General features: G+C 58.7%; 16 protein-coding genes and 4 pseudogenes. 10 read left to right on the top strand and 10 right to left on the bottom strand.

Annotated elements, in window-relative coordinates; genetic code table 11:
- Nucleotides 1-21 precede the first annotated feature (21 nt).
- The gene (locus FHX06_RS27580; RefSeq protein WP_183881511.1) at nt 22-1,053 is read right to left on the bottom strand and encodes a 4-hydroxythreonine-4-phosphate dehydrogenase PdxA; all 1,032 of its coding nucleotides are present in this window, start codon (nt 1,051-1,053) and stop codon (nt 22-24) included.
- Nucleotides 1,054-1,228: 175 nt separating this feature from the next.
- Here FHX06_RS27580 and FHX06_RS27575 point away from each other — a divergent pair, with 175 nt between their 5' ends.
- From FHX06_RS27575 to FHX06_RS27555, 5 genes and pseudogenes are all read left to right on the top strand, one after another.
- Nucleotides 1,229-1,918 carry a GntR family transcriptional regulator gene (locus FHX06_RS27575; protein WP_183881509.1) on the top strand — a complete coding sequence of 230 codons (690 nt, stop codon included), beginning with the start codon at nt 1,229-1,231 and terminating at the stop codon, nt 1,916-1,918.
- A gap of 351 nt (nt 1,919-2,269) precedes the next feature.
- Nucleotides 2,270-2,500, top strand: coding sequence for a type II toxin-antitoxin system VapB family antitoxin (gene vapB, locus FHX06_RS27570; protein WP_183881507.1), 231 nt, complete (start codon nt 2,270-2,272; stop codon nt 2,498-2,500).
- A pseudogene (locus tag FHX06_RS27565) lies at nt 2,500-2,705 on the top strand (hypothetical protein). The gene vapB and the pseudogene FHX06_RS27565 overlap by 1 nt, the downstream one beginning before the upstream one ends.
- Before the next feature lie 521 nt (nt 2,706-3,226).
- Nucleotides 3,227-4,117: a LysR family transcriptional regulator gene (locus FHX06_RS27560; protein WP_183881505.1), complete on the top strand. Its 891-nt coding sequence runs from the start codon at nt 3,227-3,229 to the stop codon at nt 4,115-4,117.
- Between the two features lie 145 nt (nt 4,118-4,262).
- Nucleotides 4,263-4,427: a hypothetical protein gene (locus tag FHX06_RS27555; RefSeq protein WP_183881503.1), complete on the top strand. Its 165-nt coding sequence runs from the start codon at nt 4,263-4,265 to the stop codon at nt 4,425-4,427.
- 27 nt (nt 4,428-4,454) lie between these two features.
- Here the strand turns inward: FHX06_RS27555 and FHX06_RS27550 are convergent.
- Together FHX06_RS27550 and FHX06_RS36090 are read right to left on the bottom strand one after the other, a co-directional pair.
- Nucleotides 4,455-4,981: pseudogene (locus tag FHX06_RS27550) on the bottom strand (glutaredoxin); the annotation flags it as partial.
- A gap of 417 nt (nt 4,982-5,398) precedes the next feature.
- Nucleotides 5,399-5,530 (bottom strand): hypothetical protein, encoded by a 132-nt coding sequence (locus FHX06_RS36090; protein ID WP_281413453.1) that lies wholly within the window; start codon nt 5,528-5,530, stop codon nt 5,399-5,401.
- Between the two features lie 90 nt (nt 5,531-5,620).
- Between FHX06_RS36090 and FHX06_RS27545 the strand changes: the two genes are divergently transcribed.
- Both FHX06_RS27545 and FHX06_RS27540 read left to right on the top strand, forming a co-directional pair.
- The gene (locus FHX06_RS27545; RefSeq protein WP_183881499.1) at nt 5,621-6,022 is read left to right on the top strand and encodes a response regulator; all 402 of its coding nucleotides are present in this window, start codon (nt 5,621-5,623) and stop codon (nt 6,020-6,022) included.
- A 24-nt stretch (nt 6,023-6,046) separates the two neighbouring features.
- Nucleotides 6,047-6,346, top strand: coding sequence for a hypothetical protein (locus FHX06_RS27540; protein WP_183881497.1), 300 nt, complete (start codon nt 6,047-6,049; stop codon nt 6,344-6,346).
- Between the two features lie 735 nt (nt 6,347-7,081).
- Here FHX06_RS27540 and FHX06_RS27535 read toward each other — a convergent pair.
- Nucleotides 7,082-8,331 (bottom strand): annotated as a pseudogene (locus FHX06_RS27535) (cation:proton antiporter).
- A gap of 45 nt (nt 8,332-8,376) precedes the next feature.
- On the bottom strand, nt 8,377-10,278 hold the full coding sequence (locus tag FHX06_RS27530) for a potassium transporter Kup (protein WP_183881496.1): 1,902 nt from the start codon (nt 10,276-10,278) through the stop codon (nt 8,377-8,379).
- A gap of 635 nt (nt 10,279-10,913) precedes the next feature.
- Here FHX06_RS27530 and FHX06_RS27525 point away from each other — a divergent pair.
- Nucleotides 10,914-11,402, top strand: coding sequence for an invasion associated locus B family protein (locus tag FHX06_RS27525; protein ID WP_183881494.1), 489 nt, complete (start codon nt 10,914-10,916; stop codon nt 11,400-11,402).
- A gap of 326 nt (nt 11,403-11,728) precedes the next feature.
- Here the strand turns inward: FHX06_RS27525 and FHX06_RS27520 are convergent, their stop codons facing one another.
- Both FHX06_RS27520 and FHX06_RS27515 read right to left on the bottom strand, forming a co-directional pair.
- Nucleotides 11,729-12,145, bottom strand: coding sequence for a hypothetical protein (locus FHX06_RS27520; protein ID WP_183881492.1), 417 nt, complete (start codon nt 12,143-12,145; stop codon nt 11,729-11,731).
- 88 nt (nt 12,146-12,233) lie between these two features.
- Complete coding sequence (locus FHX06_RS27515) at nt 12,234-12,674, bottom strand: MarR family winged helix-turn-helix transcriptional regulator (RefSeq protein WP_183881490.1); 441 nt, start codon at nt 12,672-12,674, stop codon at nt 12,234-12,236.
- Nucleotides 12,675-12,839: 165 nt separating this feature from the next.
- Here FHX06_RS27515 and FHX06_RS27510 point away from each other — a divergent pair, with 165 nt between their 5' ends.
- Both FHX06_RS27510 and FHX06_RS27505 read left to right on the top strand, forming a co-directional pair.
- A complete protein-coding gene (locus FHX06_RS27510; RefSeq protein ID WP_210300649.1) occupies nt 12,840-13,085 on the top strand; it encodes a hypothetical protein in 246 nt (81 codons plus the stop codon).
- Between the two features lie 99 nt (nt 13,086-13,184).
- Nucleotides 13,185-14,456 carry a DUF2254 domain-containing protein gene (locus tag FHX06_RS27505; protein ID WP_183881488.1) on the top strand — a complete coding sequence of 424 codons (1,272 nt, stop codon included), beginning with the start codon at nt 13,185-13,187 and terminating at the stop codon, nt 14,454-14,456.
- Nucleotides 14,457-15,299: 843 nt separating this feature from the next.
- On the opposite strand, the gene FHX06_RS27500 is transcribed toward FHX06_RS27505, so the two are convergent.
- From FHX06_RS27500 to FHX06_RS27490, 3 genes and pseudogenes are all read right to left on the bottom strand, one after another.
- Entirely contained in the window at nt 15,300-15,686 is a 387-nt protein-coding gene (locus FHX06_RS27500) for a GFA family protein (protein WP_183881753.1), read from the bottom strand.
- A 57-nt stretch (nt 15,687-15,743) separates the two neighbouring features.
- A complete protein-coding gene (locus FHX06_RS27495) occupies nt 15,744-15,941 on the bottom strand; it encodes a hypothetical protein (protein ID WP_183881486.1) in 198 nt (65 codons plus the stop codon).
- 18 nt (nt 15,942-15,959) lie between these two features.
- Nucleotides 15,960-16,442: pseudogene (locus tag FHX06_RS27490) on the bottom strand (chloride channel protein); the annotation flags it as partial.
- Between the last annotated feature and the right edge of the window lie 95 nt (nt 16,443-16,537).

Genomic DNA, 16,537 nt, shown 5'->3' with positions numbered 1-16,537 from the left:
AGCGACAGAAATCGATAGAATTCAGGCTGCAGCCTGAGCCGCACTCCTCTTCGCCATGCGAGCTGCAAGCAGCACGGCTTCGCGGCTTGCGCCGGCATCGGCGATGCCCTTGCCGGCGATGTCATAGGCAGTGCCATGGGCAGGGGTGCAGAGCGCGAAGGGCAGGCCGCCCATCATGGTGACGCCCTTGTCGAAGCCCATGAGTTTCATCGCGATCTGGCCTTGGTCGTGATACATGGTGAGGACGGCGTGATAACCTTCCTTGAGCGCACGCAGGAAAACGGTGTCGGCCGGGAACGGGCCCTCGACTTCCCAACCACGCTGGCGAGCGAACTGCACGGCCGGCTCGATGATATCGATTTCTTCCATGCCGAAACTACCGCCGTCGCCGGCATGCGGGTTGAGGCCTGCGACGGCGATACGCGGGCTGGTATGGCCGGCTGCGATCAGGCACTGACGGGTCAGCTCGATTTCAGCGAGAATGCCGTCAACCGAGAGATGCGCCGCGACGTCCTTCAGCGGGATGTGCGAGGAAACGCGGGCGTTCCAGACTTTTTCCAGAACGTTGAACTCACGAACCTTGCCGGTGAAGTTGATGACATCGGCAACAAAGCGGATTTCGTCGTCATAACCCGGATAAGCGTAGCGCATCGCCTGCTTGTTGAAGGGCGTGAAACAAACGGCTTCGGCGCGGCCTGCATTTGCAAGTTCGAGGGCGGTGCGGAAGTTGCGGGTGGCGAAGGTACCGCCGGCAAGCGTTGCCTCGCCGCGCTGAACATCGGCCGGGTCGAGATGGCCGAGATCGATGAACACATGCCGCTCCGTTCCGGAGCGTTCGAAATTCTCAAGCGACGCGGATGCCAGACGAAGCTCCAGACCAGCGCAAGCGGCACCCTCGTCGAGAATCCGGCGATCGCCAATGACGACGAGATGGGCTGCATCGCGAATGTCGTCCATGGCGAGAAGGCGTGCCGTCAGTTCGGGGCTGATGCCGGCCGGGTCCCCCATGGCCAACGCGATTACGGGGCGCACGTCGTCGGCGCTCTGATTCATTGGTAAAGTCCTCCGCTTGCTATCTCGAAATCTGTCATAGGCCATTCAAAATTCTGCATCAAGTCTTTTGTATTTTGTATGCAGCATTTTTTGTTGACCCTAATCCGGCCAGGGCTCATGGTTCTTCAACTGCGCCGATTCAGCGCGGATCCGGGAAGGGACAGGTTTTAGAGACATGGACGAGACTTCAGCTTTGCAACGCCGGCCAGACGGTTCCGCATCCGGCCCGATCCCCCGCACGGCGCTGCACGACACGCTCGTCAACCGTCTGCGCGACATGATCATCGAGGGTGATCTGGAGCCGGGCACGCGCCTGCATGAGGGTCAGCTCGGAGAGCAGCTCGGCGTTTCCCGCACGCCCCTGCGCGAAGCGATCAAATATCTGGCGAGCGAGGGCCTGGTTGAGCTGGTTCCGAGCCGTGGCGCCGTTGTCAAGCGGTTCAGCGCGAAGGATGTGAAGGATATGCTGACCGTTCTCCGCTCCCTGGAAGAGCTTGCCGGCAAGCTCGCCTGCGAGGTGGCCAGCGACAACGATATCGCCGGCGTCCGCGCCCTCCATGACGAGATGATCGATTGTTACAAGGCTGGCGATCGGCTACGATATTACAAGCTCAATCAGGATATCCACTCGGCGATCGTCAAGCTGTCGCAAAACGCCTCGCTGGCGGATATTCATATCATGCTGCAGACCCGGCTGAAGCGCATTCGTTTCATCGGCCATGAGGGCCCCGAAAAATGGGCTTCTGCCGTCGGCGAGCATGAGGAAATGATAAAAGCGCTGGAAGCCCGCGATCAGAGTCGTCTGTCGGAAGTGCTAGGCCGGCACCTCTTCAATGCATGGGATAGGGTGCGGGACGTGCTTTAGCCGTGTGCTGACGGTGGCAATCACCCTGACTGGCGTCCGCCAGCGACGATGCTACGCCGATCTCGATTTGATTGAGACAGGTCCGGTATGTGCAGCTTGATCGCCATACGTTGATGTCGTTCACAGGAGTATTCCTGAGTTGCCATATTTCCCTAAGTAAAACCTCCTCTGCACCAAACGCACTCTATCAACCACTTGCCTGAGTTCGGTCACGGGCCGGTAGTTCAGATCGCATCAAGGCGAGAGGGGACACACTCTCTGTAGTCATCTCTGTGTATATCCCATTGACATATCCAATTCCGAAAGATACTCTGCGGGATATGCCAGACGTATATTCCGTAGAAGGATTTGATGGAACAGGGTGCGGTATTTCAAAGCAATCGTAGCCAAGCCATTCGGTTGCCAAAAGCAGTTGCACTGCCTGATGATGTTAAGCGTGTCGATATCGTAGCGGTTGGACGCACCCGGATCATAGCGCCTGCTGGTGAAATCTGGGATAGTTGGTTCGAAGGAGCCGAGGTGACATCCGATTTTATGGGTGAACGTGATCAGCCGGCCCGGCAAGAGCGTGAATCATTCTAATGCTTAGATACATGCTTGATACCAACATCTGTATTTTCACCATCAAGAACAAGCCGCAGCAGGTGCGAGATGCGTTCAATCGCCATCACGGTCAGCTGTGCATAAGCTCAATTTCGCACGCTCTCGCGGACTGATCACCGTGACAAATAACAGGCGCGAGTTTGACCGCGTACCCGGTCTGCGTGTTGAGGATTGGACAGCCTAGGTTGGTAATATGTCGTTGTGCGCCCCAATAAGCGCGCGAACTGATGCGTCCGAATATCAGAGAAGATTAGCGGGTTTCCGGCTCACATCTCTTCAAGGGGCCATCCCTACAATCGAGAGCCTACTTTTCGAGGCGTACCCCTCTGCCGCCGTCAGGAGACGCTCCCTCATCGAGAAATATGATGCCGCGCTCTTGATAGACTCGTTTAATGGCCTCGATCGTCACTGGCTGTGGACCGCGCGGCCCCATGTCGTCCTGCTCGACGCGGCTCACCGTATTGGCGGTTACCTTCGCTAACTCGGCGACTTCCCGGACGCCAAGCTTTAGCATCGCACGCGCAGCTCTGGCTTGAGCAGGATTCACGAAGACCTCATATTTATTTCGATACAGGGTATTGACGTATCGCCTGTATTGTTATAGATACACTGTATTCGTGATTCCATCAATGATCGCGTGGCTCACTGGGCGTATTGCGTCCGGTTTGTTGATCTATGCCTTTAGCCACCGTCGGAGTGAATTGCATGGAACTACGCCAGCTATCCTACTTCGTCGCGGTGGCCGAAGAGCTGCATTTCGGTCGTGCGGCAGCCAAGGTGAACATCACCCAGTCAGGCCTGTCGGATGCGATCCTGGCGCTCGAGAAGGAGCTTGGAGTGCAGCTGTTGCTTCGAACGACCAGGCGGGTGGAGCTGACGCGGGCAGGGGCCTCCTTCTACGAGCGCTCGGTCAGGATGATCAGCGAGCTGGAACTGTCGAAGGAGATCGTGCGATCGATCGCCGGCAAGATGACGCGCAAGATTGCGATCGGCACGGTCTATCCGGCAACGATCGGCGTGCTGCCATCCTTTCTGTCGCGCATCGGCAGGAAGTATCCCGATATCCGCATGCATATCGAAAGCGGCACCACCGATGACATCATTCGACATATCGAGGCAGGCCGCATCAATCTCGGCTTCATCCGGCCAGTCGAGAATATCGGCTCGCTGCGCTTCTTCTCGATTGCCCATGAGCGCTATCTGCTGGCAGTGGCCAAGGAGAGCGCGCTGTCGTTGAAGAGCGAGATCGATCTTGAGGATCTGAGAGGGGAGAAGATAATCTCATTTTCCCGCCAGAACCGTTCCTACAGCGAACAGTATTTCGCCGAGAAGTTCGAAGAGCACGATCTGACCGACAATGTTACCTACACCTGCGACGACACCTTCTCGCTGGTGTCGCTGGTCTCAGCCGGTCTTGGGATCGGCTTCGTGCCGGAATGGACGCAGGATCTGCCGAACCGCGGCTTTGAGCTGAAGAAGGTGAGGGGTGTCGACTTCAAGATCGGGCTCGGTGTTGCCTGGAACCGGGAAGATCCGACCGCGTCGCGTGACGACATCATCGACATCGCGCGGTCGCTGGTGCGGCCGGGCAGGTGAGGGCGGCGACCACTATGCAGGCGATTCGTTTTTTGACTGCCCAATTGGGTGTGCATGATACTGGCGGCACCCTCGAAAGCATAGGGTCAATGTAATGCACCGAAATGCTACGCTCCAATCCGGTTTCCATTCGCATGGAGATGACATGCAGGAACGATTGGAACTCATTCTTCAGTATTTGAGGTCTGCGCGACCGATTGCCGAGAAAAACCCGGTGCATGGCAGGGTGGTCGAACGCATCGACGAGGCAATCCGTCAGGCCGAGAACCTGCTGCAAGCGGCGCGCGACGGCGACCAACGAAAGCACTAGTCTGGCTCAGTTTGCCGACGCAAGGGGTAGGCCAGCCAGAGCAGCGTGCACAACGTAGGAGCAGAGATAGGCATAGCGAACCCAGCGCCGAGCCAGGAGGTCGTAGCCGAGGAACATGTTCGTGAACTCTCCAGGTCGCGGAGCTTCAGCGCAGCCAACACGCACATGCTGAAGGCGACGAACCACTCGACCGTGCGAAACGATACCAGCGTCCCGGCAGCGTAGCCTGCGGTCGTCGCCATCAACGCGGTCATCGCAAACACTGCCACGACTGGCACGTAGGAAGTGGCGTCCGGATCTTGCAAAGGATCACCGAAGAAACCTCGAAGGTCATCGTACCCACCGACGCGTCTGCCGTCGATGAAAGTCTGCGGGGTGGTATCGACGCCCTGGTCGGCCTGGAAACGAACCGTTTCTTCACGGGTCCTGAGCCAGTGGTCCTCGACCTGGTATCCTTCGCGTTGCAGCAGGTCGAGCGACTTGAGACCGAACGGACAGATGTGATCCTTCATAACCATGCGGTAGATGACAGCCTTCTTGACCGGCGTCGCCATGAGCATCATGACGTCCCCATGCTACGGGTCGACTTACGTTGGATCAAAAGTTCCGCATCTTCGTAGGCCCATCGCGCGAACTCATCCAAAGTCTCCGACCGGGTAAAGGAAACGCCGATGACTCTCATGGTGTAGTCGACGACCCCGCGATCGATCCTCGCGACATATCTGCAATTGCATCCGCCACGCGCGACGTAGGAATGGTTCTGCCTGATGAGGGTAGGCTGCATCTCCGTACTCCCGTTATCAAGAGATAATGGAGAGGCGCCTTTGCGGTTCCGCGATCCGCAAAATTTATATCACGTTATGATGAAGATGGCTCACAGATAGAACAGGACATAAACCGATCCGCCATAGATGCCCGCACACATGATGGCTGCTCCGGTGAGAAAAAGCTTTACGTCCATCCCGTCGGCCTCAATTGACCGCGTGCTGGGTCTGCATTTGTGAAACGACCCCGGGCGCTTCTCCGGGGATCGACGCAACGGCGAACATGATGGCGACGTAGCCTGCGAATAGCATCGAAATCAAAGCCGTCTTGGTCATCATGTCATCCTTTTGTATCATGTGATGACATTCTTTAACGGTTCGACCATATTGTCAATCCTGAATGCAGGCTGAACAAAAGAAGGAGGGGCGATGACAGCCGACAAAATACTGATCGTGGAGGACGACGCCATCCTGGCCGCCGATCTTCGCGACATAGTGACGAGCTTCGGCTACGAGACGTCCGGCGTCGCCGATAGTTTCGAGACCGCTCGGGCGCTCGCCCCGTTCAGCGACATCGCGCTTGTCGATGTCAATCTTCGAGACGGTGCGACGGGTCCCAGAGTTGGACATTATCTGGCAAGCGAGTTCGGGTTGGCGGTCGTGATGGTGACGGGCAATCCCGAGGTCCTTAAAGCTGGACTTCCGGGCGTCGTGGGCGTGATATCCAAGCCAGTTCATCCGCCGATGATAGGCAAGGTCCTGACCTATCTCCAGGACTTCCGAAAAGGCGGTCGTGGCATTCCCCCCGGGGGATTGCGGCTGTTCGACTGAGCTGACAAGGGCGGGGGTAGGCCGATGAAAGACATGCGCGCCGAACTAGGCCTTTGGGTCGGTCGGATCGAAACCATACTCATCGATCGGGGAGTGCTCGATGAAAAGGGACAGCTCGCCGTCGGGATGGGTCCTTCGTTTCCGCAGGAGATAGAGGAGATTCTCGACGGCTTCATAGACAATCCGATCGAGTTGATCGGTCTCCTGAGGATTTCGCGCGATGCGCGCGACGGACGGCCGCTCTCGACCGCAGTCCTAGTGGCGGCACATCTTATGGCGAAGGAGGTCTTGAACGTGTTGCAGCGCTTGGAATCCGAACGATAGACGGAAGCCTCGCTCGTTCAAAATGTCATTGCCACGATCCATACGAGGACACCGGTCCCAAGGATCGCGGCAATGCCGATCGTGCCATAGTCCGTTTCGCGGTTCATGCGTCGTTACCTCACTGGCCAGCCGTGCCCGAGCGACCTAACCATACGCCGAGAAGAGTAGCGAAAGAGATGATCACCAAAAAACTGCTCGCGACAATAAGCAGCCCGCTCGAGTAGTGATGAACGCTATACAGGCATCGCATGACGCCAATCGATCGAGAAATCTAGGATTGACCGGACGAAATTTGCGGCATTCTGCGCTCATTCATTCGAGCGCGTCTCCGCTGGTAAGTCCCAGTTCAGACGATACGGTTCGTGCCAGATCCAAAAGACGAAACAGATGCCACAGACCAGCACGGTTCCAATAACCGCCGCCAAAACAATGCGAGTATCTCTCTGCACGATTGGGTCCGTAGAAATGTCATCCCGTGATGTATTGGATGGTCGAATACTGGTCAAGTTTTAATCGCTGCCAACTTTTCAGGTGTCTTCACCACCGTTGCGTGGGACGTCGGCGCCTGGCAAACGAATGTCTTCAATAATTGATTTGCCCATCAAGAGTTCTGCAAGTTCCCTGGGCGGGCGGCCTACCGGAGTTGCCTAGCCAGCCTTATCACGGCGGGCGCTTGGAGACAGTCGCCACTCGCTCGGCTGCGATCGCCAGGTCGAAAGTCGCCAAGCCGTTCACCTAGTCCCGCTTCAGCACGTGCTTCGCCAGGCGCCCTAGCGTAAGGCCCTGAAAAAGTATCGAGAAGACGACCACGCAATAGGTTGCGGAAAGAAGGAGCGGCTTCCATTCAGTCTCTGGAAGCGAAAGTGCCAGCGCGATGGATATGCCTCCGCGCAGGCCACCCCAGACCAGCACCGCGATCGTGCCGCGCTGGAAACTGTACCAGCGCTTGAGTGTTGCGACCGCCGATCCCGTGGCGACGAACCGCGCGCCGACGGCAACCGGGATCGCCAGGAGCGAAACCGGAAGGTACGTCGGATCGAAGCGAAGCACGACAACTTCGAGGCCGATCAACAGGAAGAGGATTGAATTGAGCATTTGATCGACCAGGGTCCAGAAGCCGAACAGGTAGCGCTGGGTCGTGTCGCTCAGGGCATCCTTCGGGCCGCGGTTCCGACGAGAATCCCGGCAACCACGACGGCGATTGGTCCGCTCATATAGAGCGCTGTCGCAAGTGAATAGCACCCCATCGCCAGCGCGATAGAGATAAGAACTTCGACGGGAAAGTCGTCGATCGCCCGCATGGCGCGATATCCCGCGTAGCCGCAGACCAGCCCCAGCAGGCCGCCGCCGACGGCTTCCACGAGAAAGAGCTCGGAAACCTTCGCCGCGCCGATCTCCTCGCCTGCACCGTTGGACGCAATTGTCAGCAAGGCGGTAAACAGCACGACACCGACGCCGTCGTTGAACAAGGACTCGCCGGCCATGTCCGTTTCCAGCTCCGGCGGAACCTTCGCCGCCTTGAGCGTCGCCAGCACAGCGACAGGGTCGGTCGGGCTGACGAGCGCGCCAAATACGAGCGCCCATACGAGAGGAAGGTCGGTCCCAGTCGCTCGGGCTAGTCCCCAGACGCAGGCGCCGACGATAGCGGTCGAGACCATCGTGCCGGCGACCGCCATCGCGCCCACGACCGCGAGGCGCGAACGAAGAGCGGCGAAGTCGACATGAAGCGATCCGGCAAAAAGCAAGAACGCCAACATACCGTTCATGACCGTCGTCTGGAAGTCGACCCTCCTGACCAGGTCGCCTAGCTGTTCGTAAAGCTCCACAGTCGGAAGGGCGAGTTCCAGCAGCACGAGCACGGTGGAAGCCGCCAGTCCCATGACGAGGACGCCGATCGAAGGAGGCAGGCCAAGATAGCGCCTATTAATCCAAGAGAAGCCGGCCGTCAGGACCATCAGCAATGAAATAAGATCAAACACGGACAAAGGATGTGAGCTTTCTCAGGTTGGCGACAAAGCTGTGCGACGGCGTCAGATCGTCGTTTGAAGGCCGAGTTCGACGACCCGGCCGGTCGGGAGGCTGAAATAGTCTGTCGCATTTCCAGCGTTCTGGGCAAGGGCGATGAACAGCCGATCCTGCCAGAACGGCATGCCGCCCTTCCTCGAAGGAAGGATCGTGCGTCTGGACAGGAAGAACGACGTCGACATGATGTCGAATTTCAGTCCCAGCTTCCTGACGAGCACGAGCGCTTTCGGTATGTTCGGCGTCTCCATGAAGCCGAAAGTGATAATCAGCCGGCTGAACAGCGGATTGAAGCTTTCCAGGAAGATCTTCTCGTCGTCGGGGACGAAGGGCGTGGTGGCCGTGACGACGCTCAATATCACGTTCTGCTCGTGCAGCACCTTGTAATGTTTCAGACTATGGAGCAGTGCGGTCGGAGCCCCCTCGACATCGCTGGTCAGAAAGATCGCCGTTCCCGGAACGGTCGGCGGCTTCTTGCGTGCCAGACTGTCGATGATCGATGCCAGCGGTATTTCGTCTGCCTTCGTGCGAGCGGTCAGAAGCCGACGGCCCGACATCCAGGTCTGCATGACCAGTCCCATAGTACAGGCGACAGTTACCGGCACCCAGCCCCCGTCCGCAAACTTGGCGACGTTGGACGCAAAGAAACCGGCGTCGATCAGGAACAGTGGCACGGTGACCGCCGCGGCACGCACCGGCGTCCAGCCCCAGATGCGCAGCATCACGACATAAAGAAGCACCGACGTGATGAGTATCTCGCCTGTCACGGCTATCCCATAGGCTGCGGAGAGGCCGCTTGAGCTGCGGAAGTAGAGGACGAGCGCGACCACGAACACGAAGAGGAAGGCGTTCACCTGCGGCATGAAGATCTGGCCGGAATGGGTCTCCGACGTATGCAGGATTTGGAGGCGGGGCAGCAGATTGAGGTGCATTGCCTGACGTACAAGCGAATAGGCCCCCGAAATCACTGCCTGGCTCGCAATGACCGTTGCTGCGGTCGCAAGACAGACCATCGGCACCTTTGCCCAGTCGGGGTGCATTCCGAAGAAAGGATGTTCTGCCATCTCTGGATTGGCGAGCACGAACGCGCCTTGCCCGAAGTAGTTAAGAAGCAAACACGGAAAGACGAGCACAAACCACGCAGTGACGATCGGTCTACGGCCGAAGTGACCGAGATCGACATACAGGGCCTCCGCGCCCGTGACGGCGAGGAAGACCGCGCCCAGAACCGTAACAGTTATTCCAACGTTGCTCGCTGCATAGCGCAGCGCATGCGCGGGGTTCACCGCCCAAAGGATCGCGGGTTCGTCCAGGATGTGAATGGCGCCGCTGATGCCCAGGACGACGAACCATAGGGCCATGACCGGGCCGAAGACGGCCGCCACGCCACCTGTGCCAAATCGTTGGACGAAAAACAGAACCGCGATGATCGTCAATGTGATGGAAACGATCCACGACGAGAGTGCTGGAGCGACGACTTGTATGCCTTCCACCGCCGAGAGAACCGAGATCGCCGGTGTTATGATCGCGTCGCCCAGGAAGAGGGACGCCCCGGCGACCCCCAGCACGAGAACCCAGACCGGCCGGCCACGCAGGCTTTCGCGCGCCAGCGTCATGAGGGAAAGCGTTCCACCTTCGCCACGGTTGTCGGCCTTTAGCACGAAGGTGACGTACTTGATGGTTACGACGATCGTCAGCGCCCAGACGATCAGCGAGAGAATGCCAAGCACGTTGTCGTGGTGCGTGCCTTGTCCTGCCGTGGCATGCAACGCTTCCCGGAAGGCGTAAAGCGGGCTGGTTCCGATGTCGCCGTAGACGACACCCAAGGCGGCAAGCACGAGCGCGGGCAAGCCGCTGCTGCTTTGGTGCTCCAGTTCAGGATCGTCGGATCGCAGTTGAGCGTGTGTCAAAGGCTGTGCTCTCGAGTATATGGAGGAAGGGAAAGAGGCGACGCTCCGGCGAAGTAGTCGAAGCTCTTCGATCTCGAATCAACTGCAAGTCCCAGTCGCGGGTTCCAAAAGGCCGGGTGGAAAACGGAATTCCCTCGCTGAGCAAGCATCGCCCTGACATGATTAGCATCATGGCATGATGTTTAAATAGGACTTTCCGACTTAGCAATCGCGGTGCTCGCTGTGCGCAGGGGGTTATTGGAACCAGTTGTGGTAAAAGGGGTTGAACCGCTGGCGCTCTTTGATTTATATCACGACATGATATTGCTGTGACCGGAGCTTGCCGCCTTGGTGTCAGATCCAATCATACCCCGGCATCTGCCGAGTGATGAGATCCTAGCGGATCGCCTGGGCCTCTCCACCAAGGAGTTCCAGCGATATCGCCTGCAGAACCTCGTTTCAGTTTCCACCGCGGACGCGGTCGGGAGCGACGGGTTACTGGTCACCTGCCAGCTCGGCAATAGGATCTGGGAAGGGGTCATCCTGAATGGGAGCGTCACCTCCGAAGAGGTCCGGTTTCTGCGTGGAAAGCGAGCGAGCAGCCCTCCATCGATGGTTCGCCGCGAATCCTGATTTGACTTGAGGAAAGGAAAACAATGAAGACGCTCGCCGGCCTCTTTGTCGCAATGTCGATCCCTCTTTCCGCCCACGCTGCGGCGAAAATGGTCTCCCAGACAGGCGACTGGGGTGTCTACTCCTTCAAAAGAGATGGAAAGCCCGTCTGCTACGCGCTGTCGGTGCCCAAGGAAGCCAGACCCTCCGACGTCGATCACAGGAAAAACTACTTCCTGATCGCGCCAGCGGAGAAAGGCGGCGGCAACGAGCCAGAGGCGATCTTCGGCTACGCAGTGCAGGCCGGTTCGCCGGTGCGGGTTTCAGTCGGCGAGAAGACGTTCAAGATGTTCGTAAAGGACAATACCGCCTGGGTTGCCGACGCCGCGCGGGAACCTGTCCTCATCGACGCCCTTCGATCCGGGAGCCGGATGACCTTGCAGGCGACGTCTGCAAGAGGAACGCTCACCACCTACGACTATTCTCTGTCAGGGGTCACGGCTGCTTTGGAGCGGGTCGCTCGCTGCAAGTGAAGCAGGGCCAACCGATCCCGAACGCTGCTTCGTTATCGGGAATCGCGAGTTCGCCAGGACGGGCGACGAGGTTACCCTTGCCCGAAAATAGCAGGTCCAGTTCGTGCTTGAAGTTCCCGAACTGCCAAGGCGCTCTGCTTCGTGTCGGCCGACACCGTAGGGTCACCGCAGGCTCCTGACATCGTAGCCGGATTGAATATACTGTTCGTGCTGCAAGAGGCTATAGTCGCCGAAAGGTAGGCGTTCTCTCAAAAAAGTGGCCCGCCCGAAATCATTTCGGGCGGGCCTCGCGCGGACCGGACATCTCATCACGTCCGACCTGAGCTCTAGCTGTCGGTGACTGGCGCATCTCCTCCCGACTGCGGCAGTTCCTTCATTTTTACGAGCTGGTCGGCGCAAGCGTCGGCCGCGTTCGCGACGGTTCCGTCGATCCCCGCGATCTTCGCCCAGCCACCTTCGGTGATGAAGTCGTCGCGCTGCCATGAGGACTTTGTCTGGAGCGCTTTAAGATTGTGCTCAGCGTCGTTCGCAGTAACAAAGTTATGGACGCAGATGCTTGCGACCAGATCCGCCTTGGCGTTGCGGACGGCAATCTCGGTCATGACGTTCGCCCTGCCTGATGTCGTCCAGCCGCCCCAGGTGAAGCCGAGCACCATCGTCAACGCCGAAGCGCCAACAATCGACCAACCCCAAAGAGTCTTGGAAGGCCGGTATCCCGACCAGCCACTTTCGCCATTTTCCATAGCTGTTCTCCTCTGGTTTATATCACGGAATGATACAAAGTTGAGGGCGGAGGTCAATCACGCCACAATCAAAAAATGGTGACCACGGTCAAGCGAGCTCGGTCACCTGTCGCAGTCGCGAGAGGGATTCGGCCAGAAGCGGTTCATTCTTGAGCATGCCGTCGACATGGACCTTCGCCAGAGCTTCAAGAACCTTCTCTCCTTTCGTCGTCATGCCAATCAGCACGCTTCGCTTGTCGTCCTCGGCGGGTATCCGCTCCGCAAGACCCGCCGAACACATGCGGTCAACGAGCTGCACCGCGCCATGGTGATGCATCAGCATCTGTTCTGCGAGATCGCGAAGCTTGATCTGGCGGCCGGGCGCCGTCCGGACGACAAGAAGAACCTGATACTGTTGGGAGGTCACGCCAGCCTCGGCGAGCGCCGCCTCGCTGAACGACAGGAACCGCCGCATGGCAAGCCGGAAGCCTGCAAGTCCTTCATAGACTTCGTCAGCCAGGCCGGAAGTCCGGCGTCCCGATCGGGGCATTCATTAGTCCTTCCAAAATGTCATGATGTGATATAAATGACAAACCACGCCAGAAGAGCGGTTTGCGAGTGCGACCGATGCGGGAGACGGTGCAAAGCACCGGCGTCGAACGATCACTCGCGGACCATATTCTCCTGATGGTGGCAAAAAGACTGTGCCTATTTCGTGACGTCGAGAAAAAATTACATCGTGGTTGGCAAGAGCAGGTCTGGAACACAGCCATACGAGACCGATCGTTTCGGCATACGGGTCGAAGGGGATGGCACCTGGACGGTGTCCGACGTCTTCACCGGCTGGCCGGCAGATTATGTCGGACGTTTTCTCGATGGGTTGGACAAGGGCGTCGCCGATAGCCTCTGCGACGTCGTAAACGCCTTGGATAAGCGCCGCCGCGCAACGCCGCGCCGCTGAAATGGTTCTTTCCAGCTCAATTTCAGGCCCGAAGTATCCGAGCGATTGTCTTTCGATCTTCTGAAGCTATCTGACCCTGTCTCGGAAGAAGGGGACGCCATGAGCTCGCGCTTGATTTGGTCGATATCGGTTCTGGCGCGGCGCATCTGGTTCAGGGCGACCCTGTTCTCCATCGCAGCGGTTGCTACCGCCCTGCTGGCGATCGTCGTTACGCCCTACATCCCGGCGGACTTGTCGACGAAGATCGGCGCCGACTCCGTCGACAATATCCTCGGCATCATCGCTTCGAGCATGCTCACCGTCACGACCTTCTCGCTCAGCACGATGGTCTCGGCTTACTCTGCAGCAACGAGCAACGTAACGCCGCGCGCGACCCGTCTTGTCATGGAGGACAGCACGACGCAGAACGTGCTGGCGACTTTCGTCGGCTCGTTTCTGTTCAGTCTTGTCGGCATCGTCGCCCTGACGACGGGGGCCTATGGCGAGCAGGGGCGGCTGGTGCTCTTCGTCGTTACGATCGGCGTCATCGTGCTCATCGTGGTGACGCTTTTGAGTTGGATCGACCACCTGTCCCGGCTAGGACGGGTGACAGAGACGACGCGCCGTGTGGAGGAGGCGACGCTCGACGCCGTCAAAGCCTGGCGGAAATCCCCGAACTTCGGCGGGAAGGCGCTCGACCGAGACAGCCTCGCGCCCAGGACCGCCGATACGCCGTTTTTCTCAGACGAGATCGGCTACGTGCAGCATGTCGACGCGTCGGCATTGGCGAAAATTGTCGAGGAGAAGGATTGCGATCTGGTGATCGTGGCGATACCTGGCAAGCTGGCCTCGCCCGCCGGACCGCTCGGATGGCTGCGTGGAGCTGTTGGCGAGGACGTTCTCAATCGGGCCGCGGCCTGCTTTTCGATCGGCGACGTCCGCTCCTTCGATCAGGACCCGCGGTTCGGAGCGTCGGTATTGACTGAGATCGCATCGCGCGCCCTGTCTCCTGCTGTCAACGATCCGGGAACCGCCATCGACGTGATCTCCCGCGCGATGCGAATTCTTTTCTGCTGGCATGACTCGGGCAGCGAAGAGCCTGACGAAATCCCCTATCCCCGGCTCCATGTCGCGACACTTGAGGCAGCCGACCTGTTCGACGACCTGTTCACGCCGATTGCCCGCGACGGCGCCGGCCTCGTCGAGGTCGGGCTTCGACTCCAGAAGACTTTAGCAACTCTTTCAACGCTGGGCCCGGAGTTTCATGCAAACGCCGTACGCCATTCGAAGGAGGCGCTCGATCGTGCGGGGAGGGTGATGCAGGTTGAGGCCGACATGGAGAGGCTGCGGGCCGCTGCTGCAAAAATCACCGCTGACGGTAAATACAGTTGAGTGGCGGAGCAAGGGAGGTTGGAACTTGAGAGCGAGACATGATATTTCCTGCTACTGTCGAGCGCCATCGACCGATCGTGCTATTACGCAGTCGAGCACGACGAGCGCGCCTCTCGGCGACGGTTCACTGACGGGCGTCATCTCGCAAGCCGGTCCGTTTTGAGCGGCACCGCCTACATTGCTAAGGCGTCCAGGGAACAAGTTCTCCGAGCCTTGAAGGCCACAGTCCCAGATCGTCTTGCACCGCAACCGGCAACCCGTCTCGCTGCCGTACCAGGAGGGCGTGATGGATTGCAGCTTCGAGTGGTTCGGCTTCGCCTTGATGAGGTTGGCCTCTGATTGCGAGTTCGCCGGTTGTCCTGACATCGTCGCCCGCGACGACTATGACGTGCCCCGGATAAGACGATGCGGTTCGCCTATCCACCAGGTCTAATCTATGCATTCATTCCCCCTTGTCGCTGTTTTCGGCGCCCCTCGCAGCGTCCGAAGCGATTTCGGACCACACCTCTTCGATGGTTTTGCCGGACTTTCGGAGCGCCACGATCCTTGCAATTGTGGCGTAAGCCATCGGATCGCTTCGGTTGACCGCCGATTGCATGCACCACTGGTCAAGCAGAAGGCTCACAGCCACCAGCTCACGGGCGTCCGTCCTTTGGGCGCCCGGTCGACGATGGAAGGCGGGGCTTACAAACCCAATGACCTTCAGGCCTAACGCTGCGGCGGAAAATATCATGTTGTGATATTAACTTATTTTTGGACGTGGGGGAAGTGACAATCCCGCGAGCGGTGTGTGCTGCCGGGAAGCTGGGCAGGTGAAAGCATCGGTTAAGGCTCGCTGGAGTGTCAGCCTCCAACGCGCAGATCGAGCCCCACCCAACTCATTCGACTTTCCTCGTAGACGCTTTGCGTCGGAACAAGGGAGGACGGATCGTTAAAACAACCCAGTGCGACCGCGACGAGATCTTCCCGGAACTCCGGCATCCAGAAAACCGTCGACCCGCAGTCAGGACAGAACCTGAACTGGATCGATTTCCCGCTGTCGCCAGTTCTTGTGTAACTATTCGAGGTTCCGGAAGCTGATACCTTTTCCCTATCGAAGAAGACCGCCACCCCGAATGCACTGCCCGTGCGTCGCTGGCATTCCCGGCAGTGGCAGGCGGAGATCTTGATCGGGTCTCCGTTGGACGTGATAGAAAGCTGGCCGCAGGAACACCATGCGTCTCGTTTCACTGTCGCTATGGTGTGCTCCTCCATATGGCCTGCGTCGCTCCTAATCCACTGCGAGCACTATTTCGAGGTCTGTCGCCGTCGTTGCTTGTCGAGGGCATTCATGACGATGCACAGGGACTTCGATCCGTCATCGTCCATCAGGATTGTCGGACGTCCTTGATACTCCGCGGTGAGCCCGGTGAACAGATCGAAGATTGTCCAGGAGCCGTCATGCTCGCGGCGAGTAGAATACCGGTCAGTGAGATAGTCGCGCATGGGCGTGGATCGTCTGTGTCAGGTTCGAGTTAAGTCCGGCTTTTCCGCGGCACGGCGCGCCCGGATCGCCGCTGCGATGAAGACCCGTGACAGACCGTGGTAAAGCGGCTCGCGTGAAAGGATACGAGAGGTCACGTAGCCGATCATCGAGACCGCCATGATCGGGATGACGGCCTGGTGGTCGCCTGTCATTTCGAGAATGATGACGAAGGCCGTCATCGGCGCCTGCACCACGCCCGCGAAATAGCCTGCCATGCCCAGGATCGCGGCGAGCGCAATGCTGGTGCCGAGCAGAGAGCCGACCGTGCTGCCGAAACCGGCGCCGACGGCAAGCGACGGCGCGAAGATGCCGCCCGGAATGCCTGACAACATCGACAGGAAGCTGGCCGCAAGCTTCTCCACAAAAAACAGCATGGGCAGGGCGTTGCCTTCGACCGCACCTCGGGCCTGCTCGTAGCCGGTGCCGAAGGTCGTGCCGCCGGATGCGACGCCGATGACTGCTGTTGATTTGCACTGAGAGCTGACCCGGGATTGCGGGAAAATATCACTGAGAATTGACCCATGTTTCAATCATCCCCTGTGGTTTCAGCGGGGGC

Source organism: Rhizobium sp. BK512 (genome assembly GCF_014194915.1).
GTDB lineage: Bacteria > Pseudomonadota > Alphaproteobacteria > Rhizobiales > Rhizobiaceae > Rhizobium.
The sequence above is the reverse complement of the archived record's forward strand: the minus strand, read 5'-3'. Positions and strand labels throughout refer to the sequence as shown.